Origin of the sequence: Porphyromonas sp. oral taxon 275, from assembly GCF_018127745.1 — a bacterium.
GTDB lineage: Bacteria > Bacteroidota > Bacteroidia > Bacteroidales > Porphyromonadaceae > Porphyromonas.
In genome coordinates, this window is the sequence record NZ_CP072333.1 from 1,688,079 (window position 1) to 1,706,307 (window position 18,229).

The 18,229-nt window shown below is 63.4% G+C and carries 12 protein-coding genes; 1 reads left to right on the forward strand and 11 read right to left on the reverse strand.

Annotation, left to right across the window (positions count from 1 at the left end):
• Positions 1 to 33: 33 nt before the first annotated feature.
• The 9 genes from J4862_RS06675 to J4862_RS06715 form a co-directional block, all read right to left on the reverse strand.
• Positions 34 to 1,536 (reverse strand): acetyl-CoA hydrolase/transferase family protein, encoded by a 1,503-nt coding sequence (locus J4862_RS06675; RefSeq protein WP_211788349.1) that lies wholly within the window; start codon positions 1,534 to 1,536, stop codon positions 34 to 36.
• A 56-nt stretch (positions 1,537 to 1,592) separates the two neighbouring features.
• Positions 1,593 to 2,285 (reverse strand): tRNA (guanosine(37)-N1)-methyltransferase TrmD, encoded by a 693-nt coding sequence (gene trmD / locus J4862_RS06680; protein ID WP_211788350.1) that lies wholly within the window; start codon positions 2,283 to 2,285, stop codon positions 1,593 to 1,595.
• 34 nt (positions 2,286 to 2,319) lie between these two features.
• Positions 2,320 to 3,534, reverse strand: a complete 1,215-nt coding sequence (locus tag J4862_RS06685) for an ROK family transcriptional regulator (protein ID WP_211788351.1) — start codon at positions 3,532 to 3,534, stop codon at positions 2,320 to 2,322.
• 117 nt (positions 3,535 to 3,651) lie between these two features.
• The gene (locus tag J4862_RS06690; protein ID WP_211788352.1) at positions 3,652 to 5,070 is read right to left on the reverse strand and encodes a DEAD/DEAH box helicase; all 1,419 of its coding nucleotides are present in this window, start codon (positions 5,068 to 5,070) and stop codon (positions 3,652 to 3,654) included.
• A gap of 2,336 nt (positions 5,071 to 7,406) precedes the next feature.
• On the reverse strand, positions 7,407 to 9,431 hold the full coding sequence (uvrB, locus tag J4862_RS06695) for an excinuclease ABC subunit UvrB (protein WP_211788353.1): 2,025 nt from the start codon (positions 9,429 to 9,431) through the stop codon (positions 7,407 to 7,409).
• A 6-nt stretch (positions 9,432 to 9,437) separates the two neighbouring features.
• On the reverse strand, positions 9,438 to 10,358 hold the full coding sequence (locus J4862_RS06700; protein WP_211788354.1) for a mechanosensitive ion channel family protein: 921 nt from the start codon (positions 10,356 to 10,358) through the stop codon (positions 9,438 to 9,440).
• 31 nt (positions 10,359 to 10,389) lie between these two features.
• Positions 10,390 to 11,748, reverse strand: coding sequence for an MATE family efflux transporter (locus tag J4862_RS06705; RefSeq protein WP_211788355.1), 1,359 nt, complete (start codon positions 11,746 to 11,748; stop codon positions 10,390 to 10,392).
• 7 nt (positions 11,749 to 11,755) lie between these two features.
• Entirely contained in the window at positions 11,756 to 13,756 is a 2,001-nt protein-coding gene (locus J4862_RS06710) for an LTA synthase family protein (RefSeq protein ID WP_211788356.1), read from the reverse strand.
• 207 nt (positions 13,757 to 13,963) lie between these two features.
• Positions 13,964 to 15,757 (reverse strand): DUF349 domain-containing protein, encoded by a 1,794-nt coding sequence (locus J4862_RS06715; protein WP_211788357.1) that lies wholly within the window; start codon positions 15,755 to 15,757, stop codon positions 13,964 to 13,966.
• Positions 15,758 to 16,290: 533 nt separating this feature from the next.
• Between J4862_RS06715 and pth the strand changes: the two genes are divergently transcribed.
• Positions 16,291 to 16,848, forward strand: coding sequence for an aminoacyl-tRNA hydrolase (gene pth, locus J4862_RS06720; RefSeq protein WP_211788358.1), 558 nt, complete (start codon positions 16,291 to 16,293; stop codon positions 16,846 to 16,848).
• A 182-nt stretch (positions 16,849 to 17,030) separates the two neighbouring features.
• On the opposite strand, the gene J4862_RS06725 is transcribed toward pth, so the two are convergent.
• Together J4862_RS06725 and J4862_RS06730 are read right to left on the reverse strand one after the other, a co-directional pair.
• Positions 17,031 to 17,504, reverse strand: coding sequence for a Dps family protein (locus J4862_RS06725; RefSeq protein ID WP_211788359.1), 474 nt, complete (start codon positions 17,502 to 17,504; stop codon positions 17,031 to 17,033).
• 150 nt (positions 17,505 to 17,654) lie between these two features.
• Positions 17,655 to 18,197: a CvpA family protein gene (locus J4862_RS06730; protein WP_211788360.1), complete on the reverse strand. Its 543-nt coding sequence runs from the start codon at positions 18,195 to 18,197 to the stop codon at positions 17,655 to 17,657.
• Positions 18,198 to 18,229 lie beyond the last annotated feature (32 nt).

Here is an 18,229-nt window from a genome sequence, read left to right on the forward strand (position 1 = left end):
GCAAGACGCCGTGCCGCTAGCGCGAGCTGCGAGCTACTTAGCCTGGTGGTACTTCGACCAGTCTACATTACGCATATCGCCCGAGGCTGCAGCCTCCTGGTGGAAGGCGAAGCAGCAGTCCAGCGCCTGAGGCGTGTGGCCCTTGACGCCGAGCTCGAGGTACTGACGCAGCAGATCGCGGTAGTCGGGGTGCACGCAGTTGTTGATGATCTCCTCGGCACGCTGGCGGGGATCCTTGCCGCGCAGGTCAGCCACCCCGTACTCGGTGATGATGACCTTGACCGAGTGCTCGCTGTGGTCGAGGTGCGAGACCATGGGGACGAAGGCCGAGATCTTACCGTCCTTAGCCGTCGATGGCGTGGTGAAGATGGAGAGGTAGCCGTTACGGGCGAAGTCACCCGAGCCCCCGAGGCCGTTCATCATGCGCGTACCATTGACGTGCGTGGAGTTGACGTTGCCGAAGATGTCGGCCTCCAGTGCCGTGTTGATGGTGATGATCCCGAGGCGGCGTACGATCTCAGGGTTGTTGGAGTACTCCTGGGGACGCAGCAGCAGCTTGTCCTTGAAGAAGTCGAGGTTGCCGTAGATGTCCTGGATCACCGAGCGCGAGACGGAGAGCGAGCAGCCGCTGGCAAACTTGACACGCCCCTTCTTCATCAGCGCGATGACGGCGTCCTGGATGACCTCCGTGTAGACCTCGAAGGCAGGGATCTGCTCGTTGTCCCCGAGGGCGCCGAGGACGGCGTTGGCAACGTTACCCACCCCACTCTGCAGGGGGAGGAACTCCTTGGGCAGGCGGCCAGCCTCCATCTCAGCGATGAGGAACTTCGCCACATTGTTCCCGATGGCCTGCGTGACCTCGTCCAGCGGAGCGAAGCCGCCCTCATCGTTGGGCTCGCTGGTGCGTACGACACCGACGATCTTGGCGGGGTCTACCTTGACGAAGGGCTGACCGACACGATCGCTGGGATGGTAGACGGGCATATCCTTGCGGTGGGGTGGATCCAGTGGCTCGGCGATGTCGTGGATACCGCGGATTTCCTTGGGGTGCTTATCGTTGAGCTCGACGATGATCTTGTCCGCCAGGCGGCAGATGGTAGGCAGGATGCCGACGCCCGAGGTGGGGACGATCTCGCCGTCCTCGGTGACGTCCGCTGCCTCGACGATGGCGACGTCGACCTTACCGAGGAAGCCGTAGCGCAGCTCCTGAGCGACCATCGAGAGGTGCATGTCGAAGTAAGGGTTCGTCCCGGCATTGATCCCGGTGCGCATGTCCTTATTGGACTGGTAGGGCGTGCGGAACTTGACAGCCTCGGCACGTGCTAGTGCGCCATCGAGGCGGTCGCCCGTGCTGGCGCCGGTGAACATACCGATCTTGAAGGGACGACCGGCGGCGTGCTCTGCTTCGGCACGCTTGGCGATAGCGCCGGGGACGACCTTAGGGCACCCTGCAGGGGTAAAGCCGCTAAAGCCCACATTGTCATTGTGCTGCACGAGGGCAGCTGCTTCGTCTGCTGTGATGAACTTCAAAGCCATGATTGCTGTATGAGTGTGGATACTTGTTTGTACTGGCAAATGTAAGGAAATACTCGCTATCGGCGGCTGCCCCCCTTATCGAGGAGGTCGGGCCGCAGGCGGCGCGTACGCTCGAGCGCCTGCTCCATCTTCCAGCTCTCGATGCGGGCGGCATGGCCGCTCAGTAGCACCTCGGGCACCGTCCAGCCCTTGTACTCGGCGGGGCGGGTGTAGATGGGCGGTGCTAGGAGGTCGTCCTGGAAGGTATCTGAGAGGGCGCTCTCGGCGTCACCGATGACCCCAGGCAGTAGGCGTACCACGGCGTCGGCGATGATCGCCGCGGGTAGCTCACCGCCCGTCAGCACGTAGTCGCCGACCGAGATCTCACGCGTGATGAGGTGCTCGCGTATGCGGTGGTCTATGCCCTTGTAGTGCCCACAGAGGATGATGATGTTCCCCTTGAGGCTCAGCTCGTTGGCTATGCCCTGATCGAAGGTCTCTCCATCGGGCGAGGTGTAGATGATCTCGTCGTAGGCACGCTGGCTGGTGAGCTCGCTGATCGCCCTATCTATGGGCTCGACCTGCAGGATCATACCCGCCTCGCCCCCGAAGGGGTAGTCATCCACCCGACGCCATCTATTGGTCGAGTAGTCGCGGAGATTGTGTACATGGAGCTCAGCGAGCCCCTTGGCCTGGGCACGCCCGAGGATGGAGTGCCTCAGCGGGCTCTCCAGCAGCTCGGGGATGACGGTGATGATGTCTATGCGCACGTATACCTATATATAATGTATGGTGGATGCTGGGCTACTCGGCGAAGCGTCGCGTACGTGCCAGCATGCAGGCCCCAACGAGCCCAGCGCGGTCGCCCAGCGTAGCCGTGGCGATGCGCGTGTCACGCGTGACGAGGCTCAGCGAATAGGTGCGTACCGAGGCCTCGATCTGCTGGGTGAAGTAGCCGCCTGCGTCGGCAAGGCTGCCGCCGACGATGACCAGCTCGGGGTTGAAGACGTTGATGAGATTGGCGATCTGCTTGCCCAGCTGTAGACCGATCTCGCTGAGCACCTGCAGGCAGAGCATATCCTCCTGGGCGCAGGCCTGCAGGAGATCCGAGAGCGTGATGCTACGTCCCTCGGCTAGCACTGCGGAGAGACTCGAACTCTCGCCAGCGCGGATGCGGGCCTCGAGCTTACGGCACATGGCCTGCCCGCTGACCTCGGTCTCGAGGCAACCCTTCTTCCCACAGTGGCAGAGGATCTGATTGTCGTAGACCGAGATGTGCCCCAGCTCACCCGAGAAGCCCGACTTCCCTAAGTAGATCTCGTGGTCGATGATCATCCCGAGGCCGAGCCCCCAGCTGACGTTGACGTAGAGGGCATTATGCACATCGGCCCCCTTACCGCAGCCCTGAGTGAACTCCCCGAAGGCCATGCCACGCGTGTCGTTGTCGATCGAGACGCGCGTGCCGAGGCGCTTACCGAGCACCTCGGAGAGGGCTTGGTCGGAGTAGAAGTTGAAGAGCGTGTAGCTATGCCCTGTAGCGGGGTTGATGCGCCCAGGGATGTTGATATTGATGTTGAGGATCTCGGAGCGCTGGCGTCCCGTGCGGGTGATGAACTCGTCGATGATGCGGCAGATCTCCTCCACCGCCTCGGGAGTATTCTCCAGCACGAAGGGCAGATCATACTCGACCTCGAGGAGCTCGCTCTGTAGGTTGATCAGGCCGATGTTGATGTAGGAGCGCTTGACGTCCACACCGATGAAGTAACCGCCCTCGGGCTTGAGCCCGAAGAGCATGGGGAAGCGGCCGGCCTCGATCTCCAGCTTGCCCTCCTCCTGCACGCAGCCCGCATCGATCAGCTCCTGCAGGATGCGCGAGGCGGTAGGCGCACTCACCGAGAGCTCCTTGGCGATGTCCGACATGGTAGCTGTGCGGTGGCGCAGTAGGTAGTTGATGACATGGAGCTTCAGCTGTCCGCGCTTAGCTCCTAGGGCGAGCTCCTCTAGTAGTTCTGCTGTCATAGGGATAGATAGGTAGTGTATAGCGAGGCTGCTGCAGCGTGCCGGAGCAAGCTCTGCGCTGCAGCAGCCTCTATAGGGTAGTGTGTATCATTGCTAGTGGAAGGGGAGGGCTAGAGGCTAGCTCGCGCTACCGCCTCCACTGGCGCCGCCCTGAGCCTCGCGGGGCTTGCGGCGCTTCTGGCCCTTGCCGTGGGCCCCCTTGGGGCGCTGACCCTCGCGGGGCTGTTGCCCTTCGGCCTTCGCCCCCTCGGGACGTGGACCGCGGCCGCCTTCCTTGCGCCCGCCGCCGCTACGGCCTCCACCACTGCGACCCGAGCCGCCACTGCGGCCTCCGCCACCACCGCTACGTCCGCCGCCGCGTCCGCTGGGGACACGCTTGGAGGGGTCATAGCTAGGCACAGGGCCGAAGGAGGGGTCCACGGGGATCTTGTAGATCTCGCGCCCGAGGAAGTCCTCGATACGGCCGAAGCCGTACTGCTCGCGCTCGCTAACGAAGGTGATGGCCAGCCCCTCATCATTGCCCCCACGCGCCGTACGCCCGATACGGTGAACGTAGTCCTCGGGGTCGTGTGGGATGTCGAAGTTGATGACCATACGGATGTTGTCGATGTCGATCCCGCGCGCCACGACGTCGGTGGCGACGAGGAGATCCACGGTGCCGGCCTTGAAGGAGCGCATGACCTCTTCGCGCTTCTCCTGCGTCAGGTCGCTGTGCATCTGCTCGACGCGGATGTCGAGCTTGCTGAGGGTGCGCGCCAGCTCCTTTACCTTGAGCTTGGAGGAGGAGAAGATGATGGTACGTGTGGGAGGCGTCTCATGGAAGAGCTGCGTCAGGATGGGCACCTTCTGCGCCTCGTAGCAGACATAGGCCGACTGCACGATGGACTCGGGCGGACGGGAGATCGCCAGCTCCACCTCTGCAGGGTTGCGCAGGATCGTGTGGGCGAACTTCTTGATCCTCGGCGGCATCGTCGCCGAGAACATCACGTGCTGGCAGTCCTCGGGCAGCGCCTTGTAGATCTGCAGGATGTCCTCCTGGAATCCCATGTCCAGCATGCGGTCAGCCTCGTCCAGGACGAAGTAGTGCACGCCCGAGAGGTCGGCCTGCTGCAGGTTGAGCAGCGAGATGAGGCGGCCTGGGGTGGCGATGACGATGTCGGCGCCCTTGTCCATGCCGCGGCGCTGCTGCTCCCAGGCGATGCCGTCGGTACCGCCATAGATGGCTACGGAGGAGATGGGGAGGAAGTAGGAGAAGCCCTCGACCTGCTGCTCGATCTGTATCGCCAGCTCGCGCGTGGGGGCCATGATGAGGGCATTCACCTTGGTGGGGTCGCCTTCGCCACGGCTTAGGCGGTTGATGATGGGTAGTAGGTAGGCGGCTGTCTTCCCCGTGCCCGTCTGGGCGCAGCCTATCATATCTCGCCCCTCGAGGAGCAGTGGGATGGTAGCCTCTTGTACGGGTGTGGTCTCGAAGAAGTTCATTGCCTCGAGTCCGTCCAGTACTTCGTCTTCCAGATCTAGTTCGTCAAAATACATATTCGCTAATGGCTTGATATACAAATATACCGCTTTTCTAGCGAACAGCCCCTGCCTCGAGGCCCTGCTGAGGCCTAAGGCCGCCCGCCGCTCCTCCCTACCTCGAATAGGCTCTGAGCCTTAGCCATCTCCCGCACAGCCCCGAGCGTCTCGCCGAGCCCTTCCTCCAGCCCCCCGCGTCTCTGCACTATCTCGGGCAGCGCTGGGGGATATCCTTTTCCCACGCCCCTCTACTCCGTCCTAGCGTCCTAAGACCAGCCCCCCGCGTCTCTGCACTATCTCGGGCGAAGCTGAGGGATAGAGCAAATCAGCTACTCAAAGGGCTGGCCGCGAGGTCGTCTCTTAGCCCTAGCGGAGCAAGACATGCTTGCCCGAGCAATCCATCAAGCGACCCGTGGAGCTAAGCCCCTATAGGGGCGACCCACCCAAAGCCCAGGGTGCGCAGCCCTGAAAGGGCGACCAAACCCTGGGTAGGATACAGCCAATGAAGACGAAGCCCTACAGGGGCGACCCTGGAAACCGCTGTGGCCAGCATCGGACAGCGTCCTCTCCCCTATTCCTGCTAAGGGTCGCCCCTGTAGGGCTCTAATCGCATGAATATGCTTGACCCAGGGTTCCGTCACACTTGCAGCGTTCCCTCACCCTGGGCTGTGAAGGGGTCGCCCCGCTAGGGCTTACGCAGCCGCTCGCATACCCCCTCTGTCGGAGGATGGTGCTACGGGTATCTTCCACGTCCCCCCCTCAATAAGGGCGCGGCGCTGAGGGGTCAGTCCCGCCCCCGCTCTCCCCTACCTCATCTAGGCTCTGAGCCCTAGCCTTTTCCCCTCACCGCCCTTACTCCGTCCTAGCGTCTTAGGGCCAGCCTCCCACGCCTCTGCGCTATCTCGGGCGGCGCTGAGGGATAGAGCAAATCAGCTACTCAAAGGGCTGTCCGCGAGGTCGTCTTTTAGCTCTGGCGGAGCAAGACATGCTTACTCGAGCCATCCATCAAGCGACCCGTGGAGCTAAGCCCCTATAGGGGCGACCCACCCAAAGCCCAGGGTGCGCAGCCCTGAAAGGGCGACCAAACCCTGGGCAGGATACAGCCAATGAAGACGAAGCCCTACAGGGGCGACCCTGGAAACCGCTGTGGCCAGCATCGGACAGCGTCCTCTCCCCTATTTCTACTAAGGGTCGCCCCTGTAGGGCTCTAGGTGCATGGGTATGCTTGACCCAGGGTTCCGTCACGCTTGCAGCGTTCCCTCACCCTGGGCTTTGGAGGGGTCGCCCCGCTAGGGCTTACGCAGCCGCTCGTGTACCCCCTCTGTCGGAGGATGGTGCTACGACTATCTTGCGCGTCTTCCCCCTTCAATGAGGGCGGCGCTGAAGGGTCAGCCCCGTCCGCGATCTCGCTACCTCATCTAGGCTCTGAGCCCTAGCCTTTTCCCCTCGCCGCCCTTACTCCGTCCTAGCGTCTTAAGGCCAGCCTCCCACGCCTCTGCGCTATCTCGGGCGGCGCTGAGGGATAGAGCAAATCAGCTACTCAAAGGGCTGTCCGCGAGGTCGTCTTTTAGCCCTGGCGGAGCAAGACATGCTTGCCCGAGCCATCCATCAAGCGACCCCTGGAGCTAAGCCCCCATAGGGGCGACCCACCCAAAGCCCAGGGTGCGCAGCCCTGAAAGGGCGACCAAACCCTGGGTAGGCCAGTGGTATAAGAAACAGAGCCCTACAGGGGCGACCCTTGAAACCGCTATGGGCAGCATCGTGCAGCGCCCCCTCCCCTACTCCTGCTAAGGGTCGCCCCTGTAGGGCTCTAATCGCATGGATATGCTTGACCCAGGGTTCCGTCACGCTTGCAGCGTTCCCTCACCCTGGGCTTTGAAGGGATCGCCCCGCTGGGGCTTACGCAGCCGCTCGTGTGCTCCCTCGGTCGGAGGCTGGTGCTACGGGTATCTTGTGCGTCAAGCCCCCAAGGAGGGCGGCGCTGAAGGGTCAGCCCCGTCCGCGATCTCGCTACCTCATCTAGGCGTTAAGCCCTAGCCTTTTCCCGCGCCGCCCCTACTCCGCCCTAGCGGCCTAAGGCCAGCCGCCCACGCCTCTGCGCTATCTCGGGCAGCGCTGAGGGATAGCCTTCAGAGCGCTGACGGACGTCAGTGAGGCGGCTGACTGACGTCCCTCAGACGGCTGAGAGATATCCCTCGCCCTGCCTTCCCCTAGCGCGTGGCCTACCTTAGCCCATGCCCGAGGAGCTTTCCCCACGAAGGAAGGAGCACAAAGGAAGAGCCCCGAGCGCTATCCTAGGGATAGGGCTCTCGGGGCTCTGTACTTAGTGGGGGAAGGCTACTCGGGACGGGCGGCTAGCTAAGCAGACGGACGCGCTCCTCGAGGTGCTGAAGCTCGTTGCGCAGGCGCGCAGCCTCGATGAAGTCGAGCTCGGCAGCGGCAGCCATCATCTCGGAGCGCTTGAGCTCGACGAGCTTCTTGAGCTTGTCGACGCTCAGCACCTCCTCCAGCGGATCGGGCACAGCAGCCGTGGGGTCGGCCTCCATGTAGGCCACGGGCTGCCCTTCGTCCCCCTTGCGGTCGGGGAAGATAGAGCTGCTGTTCTTGACGATCTGCTGCGGCGTGATGCCGTGTGCCTCATTGTAGGCGATCTGCTTGCGACGGCGGCGCTCGGTCTCCTCTATGGTGCGGCGCATGCTGTCGGTGATCTTGTCCCCGTAGAAGATGACGCGGCCACGGACGTTACGCGCCGCGCGGCCTGCCGTCTGCGTCAGTGAGCGATGCGAGCGGAGGAAGCCTTCCTTATCGGCATCCAGCACCGCCACCAGCGCTACCTCGGGTAGGTCAAGCCCCTCACGCAGGAGGTTGACGCCGATGAGGACGTCGTACTTACCCGCGCGCAGGTCCTCCATGATCTGTATGCGGTCGAGGGTGCTGACGTCGCTATGGATATAGCTGCAGGCGACGCCATGGCGCAGCAGGTACTCCGAGAGCTCCTCGGCCATGCGCTTGGTGAGCGTCGTCACCAGCACGCGCTCCCCAGCCTCCACCGCCAGCTGGATCTCGTGCTCGAGGTCATCGACCTGATGCGCCGTGGGGCGCACCTCGATGATGGGATCTAGTAGACCCGTCGGGCGGATGAGCTGCTCGACCACCACGCCCTCGCTCTTGGCCAGCTCGTATTCGGCTGGCGTAGCACTGATGTAGAGGATACGCGGGGTCAGGCTGTCGAACTCCTCAAAGGTCAGCGGCCTATTATCCAGCGCGGCCGGCAGGCGGAAGCCGTGCTCCACGAGGCTGATCTTGCGGCTTCGGTCGCCGCCGTACATGGCGTGGATCTGCGGGACGGTGACGTGGCTCTCGTCGATAATAAGGAGGAAGTCCTTGGGGAAGTAGTCCAGCAGGCAGAAGGGGCGCTCGCCAGGCTTGCGCCCATCGAAGTAGCGGGAATAGTTCTCAATGCCCGAGCAATAGCCCAGCTCGCGTATCATCTCCAGGTCATAGGTGGTGCGCTCGTAGAGACGCTTGGCCTCGTAGGGCTTGTCCTCAGCCTCCAGCTCCGCCACGCGGGCACCGAGGTCGACGTCGATCTGCCCCACGGCGGTATTGACCTGCTCCTGGGTCGTGACGAAGAGGTTGGCGGGATGGATCACCAGACGCGACAGAGGGCCGTACTCGCGCCCACTGATGGGGTCGAAGGAAGCGATGCGCTCGATCTCTCCGTCCCAGAAGGTCACGCGGTAGGCCACGCCGTCGAAGCCTTCGATCGCGGGGAAGACATCCACCGTATCCCCCTTGACGCGGAAGTAGCCCGCCTCGAAGGTGATGCGGTCATTGACATAGTGGTTGAGCACGAGGTCACGCTTGAACTGCTCTAGACTATAGTGGTCGCCCTCGCTCAGGCGGATGATCTTCTCCTCGAAGGCCTTGGGGTCAGCCATACCATAGAGGCAGGAGACGGAGGAGATGACGATGACGTCCTGGCGCCCCGAGAGCAGCGAGGCCGTCGCCCTGAGGCGCAGCTTCTCGATCTCGGCATTGATGGCCATATCCTTCTCGATGTAGGTATCGGAGGCAGCGATATAGGCCTCGGGCTGGTAGTAGTCGTAGTAGGAGACGAAGTACTCGACGGCGTTGTCGGGGAAGAAGGCCTTGAACTCGGCGTAGAGCTGCGCGGCCAGCGTCTTGTTGTGGCTCAGCACGAGCGTCGGCTTCTGGACGCCCGCGATGACATTGGCCGCAGTGAAGGTCTTCCCCGAGCCCGTCACCCCGAGCAGCGTCTGGAAGGGCACGCCCTGCTCGAAGCCACGGACGAGCTCGTCGATGGCCTGCGGCTGGTCGCCTGTCGGGCGGAAGCGGGAGGTAAGCTGAAAAGGCATAGCGTGCTACTTACCCTGGTGGAGCGTCAGCTGTGGGAAGGGGAAGCCGATGCCCTGCTCGTTGAAGGCGGCGTAGACGCGCTCGTTGAAGTCCCAGTACACCGCCCAGAGGTCGCCCGAGGCGACCCAGGCACGCACGAGGATATCGACCGAGCTGCTATTGAGTTGGTGCAGGACGATGGTCGGCTCGGGGCTCGTCAGCACGCGCTCGTCCCGCTGGAGGAGGCTCTGGATGACGCCACGCACGCGGGGCACGTCCTCATCGTACTCGATGCCGATGGTCCACTCCACGCGGCGCAGCCCCTCGTGGGAGAAGTTGACGATGACATTGCTGCTGAGGACGCCGTTGGGTATGAAGGTCGTCTTATTATCAGGCGTCAGCACCTCGGTGTGGAAGAGCTTGACGGCGCGCACCGTCCCCTCGGAGCCTTGGGCGGAGATGAAGTCACCGATGCCGAAGGGCTTCGTGACCATGATGATGACCCCGCCGGCGAGGTTCTGCAGCTGGCCACTGAGCGCCATACCGACGGCCAGACCCATGGAGGCCAGCACGGCGGCGAAGGATACGGACTTGACCCCGAGGATGCCCGCCAGCGTGAGGCCGAGGGCGATGTAGCAGAGCGCGGAGAAGAGCGAGTCCAGTAGCGTGACGGCCACACCATCCAGCTGGCGACGGCGAAGGATGCCGTCGATGAGGCGCTGCAGGCGGCGGATGACGATGCGCCCGAGCCAGAAGAGCAGCAGGACGAGCAGCACCCGAAGGCCGAAGTTGATCAGGGCGTTGAGCCCCGCCTCTAGCTGCTCGTGGCCGAACCAACGCTTGACATCGAGGTTGAGAGGCTGCGTAGCGGTGTCGAGCGCGCTACGCATGTTGCTCGCCGCAGCCGTATCGGCAGGGAGCACACTAGTAAGGAGTAGTAGCTTCATAAGGGTATAAGGAATGATGATTGCGCCCTGCCTACAGCCCCTCGAGCTGGGCTGCGGCCTGACGGATATGCTGCTGGCGCTGCCAGAGATAGAAGCCGAGCATCACCAGCCCCTTGAGGATCGAGGAGAGACTGATGGCCCACCAGACGGCCTCGATTCCCCAGCCCCAGGAGGCGAAGAGGAGTGCCATAGGGATGCGCAGATAGGTGAGGACGAAGCTCACCGTGGCGGGGACGTAGGTGCGCCCCAGCCCGTAGAAGAGCCCGCCCGCCGTGATCTCCAGCATCATGAAGGCCTGCGACAGCCCCACGATACGCAGGTAGACACCGCCCGCCTCATAGGCCGCCCGCTCGGGGACGATGAAGGCGAAGATCTGCTCCCCAAGGAAGACGAAGAGCAGCGTCCCGACGATCCCCACCGAGAGGGTGAAGGTCAGCGCGCGGCGGAAGGCCTCGTAGACACGTGGCAGGCGCCGAGCGGCATAGTTCTGCCCGACGAGTGTCGTGAGCGCAGTAGTGACACCGCTGGCGGTATTCCACGTCAGGGACTCGATCTGTGCCCCTGAGGTCATCGTCGCCACGCCGATATGCCCGCCGAGGCTGGAGACCATGCGCCCCATGTAGATACTGACGAAGGCGAAGAGCACCTGGAGCGAGGCCACGGGCAGGCCTATCTGTAGGATGCGCAGCACATAGCTACGCTGCAGCCGCACTAGGAAGGGGAAGCCGCCGAAGAGGCGGTCGCGGCGCACCCGCTGCCAGAAGAGGATGAAGACCACCGCCTGGCTCGTCACCGTCGCCAGCGCTGCCCCCGAGACGCCCCAGCCCAGCGTGTGGATGAAGAGCGGGTCGAGGAGCATATTGCCCACCAGCCCCACGCAGGAGATGCGGAAGGGCGTGCGGCTGTCGCCTATGGCATTGTAGAGCCCCGTCAGCGCTGCCGTGAGGTAGACCTCGGGGAAGCCGATGAGCGAGATGTAAAAGTAATGTAGGGCATCGCTGCGCACCTCGGGCTCGAGCTGGTAGAGGTCGATCATCGGTGCGGCGAGCCCTGCGTAGAGGAGCAGCATCCCGAGGCCGAGCAGGAGGCTCATCAGCACATTGTGCGAGGCATAGCTACGTGCCTCGTCGAGGCGCCCTGCCCCTACGCTCTGCGAGATGGTGACCTCGCTGCCCGTCTTGGTAATCAGGGAGATGGAGGCAGCGATCCAGGAGAAGACCGCCGCAGCGCCCACCGCAGCCAGCGCCTTACTACTGAGCTGCCCCAGCCAGATCATGTCGGTGAAGCTATAGGCGATCTGTATGAAGGAGGTACCCATGATGGGCAGCGCCAGCTGATAGAGGTGGCGGCGCAGGTCGCCCTGCGTGAGGTCCTTGATCTTATCGTTCATCGAGCGGCTAATGGGTGGGCGTATGCGCGGCCTGAGCGGTGGGCTCCAGCGGTGCGACGAGGGTCAGCTTGTTCTCCCGCATACGCTGGGAGTAGGTCTGTAGATAGGCCTGGAGGCGGCGCAACATCGTCTGCTCGGGCGTGCCTAGGCGACCCTTGAGGTCGTGCTGCTGCAGGCGGTCACGCTTGAGATCGTAGAGCGCCAGCACCTTCTCCCCATCGTACTGCAGCAGCCACTGCCCCTCCTCCATCTGGTAGACCCCATCCATATAGTTGACGGCGAAGCGGGGGCGACTCGCATCGAAGACGCTGCTGCCGAAGGCGATCATCGGCCGCTCGTCCCCCACTAGGTCCAGTACCGTGGGGTAGATATCCGACTGCGAGACCACGGCCTCAGCCTCACGCCCCTGCAGCTCCCCACTGGGGTCGAAGAGGATAATGGGCACTCGGAAGGCGCCCGCCGAGGTCTTGTACTCCCTCAGGACCCCGGGCACGGCGTGGTCTGCCACGAGGACGAAGAGCGTGCGCTGATACCAGGGCTGACGGCTCGCGGTCTCGAAGAAACGCCGCAGCGCTAGATCCGTGTAGGCTATGCTCTGGTGGTAGGGGATCTCGCCCTTGGGCAGCTGCCCCTTGTACTGGTCAGGCACGCGGAAGGGATGGTGCGAGGAGAGGGTGAAGACCGTCGAGAAGAAGGGCTCGGGGAGCTGCGTCAGTTCGCGTGCCATATACTGCAGGAAGGGCTCGTCCCATATCCCCCAGTGCCCGTCATAGTCGGCGTCATGGCCGTACTCAGTCATACCGTAGTAGCGGCGGACGCCTGCCTGCTTGACGAAGGCGTCAAAGCCCATCGAGCCGTTGGGCGCGCCGTGGAAGAAGGCCGTCGTATAGCCCATCGAGTCGAGACGTGCTGGGAGCGAGGGCAGCTCATTACCCGAGTAGACGGAGAGGATGAAAGGGCTGCGGGGCTTGAGCAGGGAGGTGAGGATGGAGGGCATGGCGTCGATGGACTTCGAGCCATTGGCATAGGCCTCCTCGAAGACATAGGAGCGCTGCATCAGGCTATCGATGAAGGGCGTGTAGCCACGGTAGCCGGGGACGTCCCTATTGAGCCCCCCGACCCACTCACGTGCGAAGCTCTCCCAGATGATGAGCACGACATTGCGCCCGCGGAAGCTCCCCGAGCGCGGCGTCCCCCCAGGGCGATAGATGGGGTCGAAGTACTGCCGTGCCTCGGCCTCGCTGAAGTAGCGGTACTCGGGCAGCGCCTCCTTGCCCAGCGTGCGGATGAGGCAGAAGGGGGTGTTGAGCACCAGCGCACGCTGCTGTGGCTGCTCGATGTAGATGGCAGCATTGCTCAGCGTGATGGGGCGCGTCGTCCCTGCCGAGCCGCCGCGCATGCCGATGACGGCGAGCACTACCGTCACGATGAGCGCGAGGCTCCCAGCCAGCCTATAGGAGAGGAGCCGCACGCGAGGTGCCACTGCGGGACGCGGGAGACGCCTATCCACCACGACCAGCAGCAGGATGAGCCCCAGCCCCGTGAGCGTCACGCCCCAGTAGTCGACGAAGAAGCGAAGGAAGTGCAGCGGATTCTCATTGCCGAACTCTGCGAAGACGGAGCTCGTCGTACGCTTGAAGGTGAAGCGGTAGTAGACCGCATCCCCGAGGTTGAGGATGAGGGCCAGACTATTGACCGTGAGGTAGAGTGCCGAGAGGAAGTGCTGATAGCCGCGGCGGAAGGTAAAGGCCAGCGGCAGCAGGCTGAGCACCCCGAGCAGGACGTGCGTGTAGCTCAGCGCCGAGAGGTCAAAGTACAGTCCCCCCACGAACATCCGCCCGAGCTGTGCCGCGCTCGAGACATCCAAGAGGTCCTTATTATATAGGTAGAAGAAGGCACGCGCGGCGCTGTAGAGGGCCATGGCCAGGAGCAGGCGCAGCCCCAGGAGGCGACACTGTGCCCCGAGGGCCCGCAGCCAGTCCGTCTGTCTGCGATCTTGTAGACTCATATCGTATCTTGTTGATTAGCTTACAAAGGTACTACATTGGGTCCTATCACCGTGCTCCCCTGCCGCTCTGAGCCGCGAGCTAGCTAGCTCGCGGCGAGGGGACAGGTACTAAGCCCAGCGAGGGGCGACCGAGCGTAGGACACGCTGGGTCGCCCCTCGCTGGGCTTTCTTATTGGGGGCGCTTGCGAGCCGAGAGGGTGCGGGCGGCTAGGCCTCCTGCCCCTCGGCATCGAGGAGCGCGAGCTTCTGCTCGGCCAGCTTGATGTCCTCGATCAGCGCGCTACGCTTACGCTCCAGCTCCGTCAGGAGGCTGCTACCCGAGGCGCTGCTGATGCTCAGACGTGTGAGGTTGCTCTCGTAGGTCTCCAGCTCGCTGCGTAGGCGGTCGAGGTGACGCTGCATACGGCTGCGCTCACCCTGCAGGGTGCCGCCGCGCTCCTCGAGATGCTTGAGCGTGTCGCCGTAGCCCGAGAGGCGGCGAGCAGCGCGGTTCTTGCGCAGGATACCATGGAGCTGATCCAGCAGCTCACGGTAGCGGGCGTTGATCTCCTCCTTGTACTGCTGGGGGACGAAGCCTATGGCCTTCCACTTGGTGTTGTACTCCGCTAGGACGTCACTGAGGTTGGTCGGCAGCTCGCCCTCCAGGAGGGCAGCCAGCTCGTCGAGGATCTGACGCTTGGCGGTGAGGTGCTCCTGCGCAGCTCCACGGGGGGAGCTATGCTGGCGCCCTTCCTTGCGACGGCGCTCGAAGAAGTAGTCGAAGTGCTCGCGGAACTCGGACCAGATACGCTGGCTATAGCGCTGCGAGACCGAGCCGAGGGCCTTCCACTCCTCCTGCAGCTGGCGCAGCTCGGCCGCAGCAGCATCCCAGTCAGTGCGCTCGCGCAGCTCCTTGGCACGGGCGATGAGGGCGCGCTTCTGCGTCAGCACCTCGTGCTCCTGTGCGTGGCTGGCGCGGACGAACTCCCCGCGGTGCAGGAAGAAGGTATCGATCCCGGCGCGGAAGCGCTGCCATACCTGATCGTTGTCCTTGCGTGGCGCGTGGCCTATGGTCTTCCACTCCGCCTGCCAGGCCTTGATCTGCTCGACCCCCTTGGCCCAGGCGTTGTGCGTGGTGAAGCCGCCCTGCTCTAGGAGCGCCTCGACGGCCTCGCAGAGCTTGACCTTGGCCTGGAGGTTCTCCTCCTCGCTGGCCTTCTTCTGGTCGTGGAACTCCTGGTGGCGCTTGTGCTGCGCCGTTGTCAAGGCCTTGTACTCGGCCTGAATCTCGGCGCGCTGCTCCTTGGCCACAGGGCCGAGCTCATGCCACTGAGCGATGAGCTCGGTCAGCTGGCGGTGGGCTAGGATGGGGTCCTTGACGCTCTCCAGCGCGCGCAGCTCCTCGAGGAGGGCACGCTTGGCCTCCAGGTTCTTCTTGAAGTCCAGCTGGCGCAGGTCGTCGTTGATGGCCTTGAGATCGTAGAACTGGTCGCGCAGCTCGTAGAAGCGCTTGGAGAGCGGTCCCTGATCCTGCTGGGCGACCTCTCCGATCGCCTTCCATTCGTCGCGGAGCTGGACGAAGTCGCCATAGAGCTTGGCGAAGTCCTGGCCCTCCTCATTGCCCTTGAAGAGCTGCTCGAAGCGGCCGAGCAGCGCCTCGCGCTTCTCCTTATTCTCCTTATACAGCTGCTCGAGGAGCTCCTGACGCTTGCGGTCGCGCTCCTTGAAGGTGGTGAAGAGGTCCTCTAGGCGGCTCTCATGGATCTCGAGGGTCTCGCGCTCGGCGGGAGTGAGCTCGGCACTGAGGGCGGCCTTGCGACGCTGGAACTGGTTCTTGATGAGGTCTACCACCTTGCGATCGGGCAGCTCGTCCTGCTGGAGGAGTACCGCCAGATGATCCACGAGCTGCTGGGGGCTCATCGCCTGAAGGCTAGGGCTAGTAGTATCAACGACCTGGGGTGCAGCGTCTGGGGCTGCGAGCTCTGTGTGCGGAGCTTCGTGGGCATTCTGTGGTAGTTCCATATCTCTGATCTCCTTATTATATAGACGCGCCCTGCCCGAGCTGAGGAGCTAGCGAACAGCAGGCGTACGATGATGCGAATTCTTGCGTACTACAAAGAAAAGTATTTTTACACGTTATTCCAAGCCCCGCCTATAATCTCCGCGAGAAGTCACCCCACCCGCTCCCCCCAGCGGCACGGGACGAGCGTGCCCCCTCGGCTCGGAGCTCTCCGCCCTAGCCGCGCCTAGCCTAGCCCCTTAGCTCTCTGAGCAGCGCCCTCCCGAGGCTCCCAGCGCCTGCCTCGCGGGCCCCCGAGCGCCTCCTCCCCACGTGCCGAGCTGCCGCGAGGGATATCCCTCACGGGGGCTGAGGGCTATCCCTCAGCGCCGTCCCAGACGTCCCCCAGCGCCTCACCGATATCCCTCAGCTAGCCTCCCCTAAGGGGCGAGCTGGGCGCAGCACCACGGGCAGCCGCTGAGAATTGCGTATCTTCGCATCCCCCACCCCACCCTCAGCGCGGGGCGGGCATACCTAGCACCAAGAGCATAGAGATATGAAATATCTGATCGTAGGCCTCGGCAACATCGGGGCCGAGTATGAGGCCACGCGCCACAACATAGGCTTCCGCATCGCCGACGCGCTCGCGGCACGCATGGGCGCACGCTTCGAGACCAAGCGCTACGGCGCCGTAGCCACAGGGCGCATCAAGAGCGCGCAGCTCGTCCTCCTGAAGCCCTCGACCTACATGAACCTCAGCGGCGAGGCCGTGCGCTACTGGATGAGCACGGAGAAGATCCCCATCGAGCGCGTCCTCGTCCTCGTCGACGACCTCGCCCTACCCTTCGGCACGCTGCGGCTCAAGGGCAAGGGCAGCGACGCGGGGCACAATGGGCTGAAGAACATCGCCCAGCTCCTCGGCTCGCAGAGCTACCCGCGTCTACGCTTCGGTATAGGCAATGACTTCCCCCAGGGGGCGCAGATCGACTACGTCCTAGGGCGCTTCTCCCGCGAGGAGGAGACGGCGCTGCCCGAGCTGCTGGAGCGCTGCTGCGACATCACCGCCGCCTTCTGCCTCGAGGGCATCGGCCCGACGATGAACCGCTACAACTAGCCGCTACCCGCCCCTGAGCCTAAGGGGCTCGACCCTCCAAGTAAAATAAGCCAAGCCGCCCCACGAGCATCCTACTCGTGGGGCGGCTTGGCTTATTCATCGCTCTACCTACGGGCGTACCGCAGGGAGCTCAGCTAGAGCTAGTACTGCGCGGGGTGTGCTATAGAGCCCGCGCTGGGGGACTAGCCCTCGTAGGCAGCGAGCATCCAGATGCTCTTCTCCTGCTCGTCGAGGAGGGCGCTGATGAGGTCGCCCGTGACGATGTCGTCAGCGGCCTCGGCAGCAGCAGCCACCTTACGCTCCTGAGCGACGAGCACGCGGAGGCTGTCGAGCAGCTCGGGGAGGATCTGCTTGGGGTCGCGGACATCGTGCGACTCCTTGATGGTAGCGATCTTGAGGTACTCGCTGAAGCGGTTCTCAGGCGTAGCGCCCAGCTGCAGGAGACGCTCTGCGATCTCGTCTACATGCTCGGCAGCACCGTTGTAGTAGGACTCGAACTGTGCGTGCAGGGTGAAGAACTGGGGCCCACGTACGTGCCAGTGGTAGCCGCGCAGGTTGGTGTAGTAGACCTGGAAGTCTGCCAGGAGCTGTGCTAGTTCCTTTACCACAGCTGCGGCCTTGGTCTGGTCAATGCCAGTGATCGATAGTACGTTCATAGTCGTCTTGTATTGAGTTAAGTATTCCTATCAGTGATCTCTGCCCTCTTCTCTGGAGAGGACACTGCAAAGGTAAGACGAGACTCCTGGGCGACCAACAGCGTGTATCAATTTGTAAATAAACGGAGTCTATACCCCGCCCCTTGCCTACTATAGCTGAGGCTGGGGACTCATCGCGTCCTCGCTTGGCTCGCCGAAGAGCAGCGTCTTGGCCTCGGTGATCTCATCGACGGCAGCGATCAGTCGCGGGTAGAGATAGGAGGCCTGGCGCGCGCTCGGAGGCAGCTGCGACTGGCTATCATAGGGCGGTGTGGGCAGGATGCCCTCCACCAGCAGACAGCCGTAGCCCATGAGGTAGACCCCCACCAGCAGCCCGAGCACCAAGCCCAGGATGCGGTCCAGCACGCCGAGGAAGGTACCCTTGGTCAGCGAGGCAAACCAGCCCCCGACGACGCGGATGAGGATGTAGACGAGGGCGAAGGACAGCAGCGGCAGCAGCACCATCCAGCCGCCGAGCTGCTCCCCCTCCGCTCCGCCGAGGATCTGCTGCAGGTAGGGCGTCAGGTGCCAGGACTCGCGGAAGGCGATGACAAGGGCTGCAACCTGCAGGACGCGCTTGACAGCGCCCCCGAAGAGGCCCGAGAGGGCGAAGAGCAGCACTGCTCCGCCCAGGAAGATATCTAATTGGTTCATGTGTCGTATAGCTAGGGAGCGGGCGGCGCACC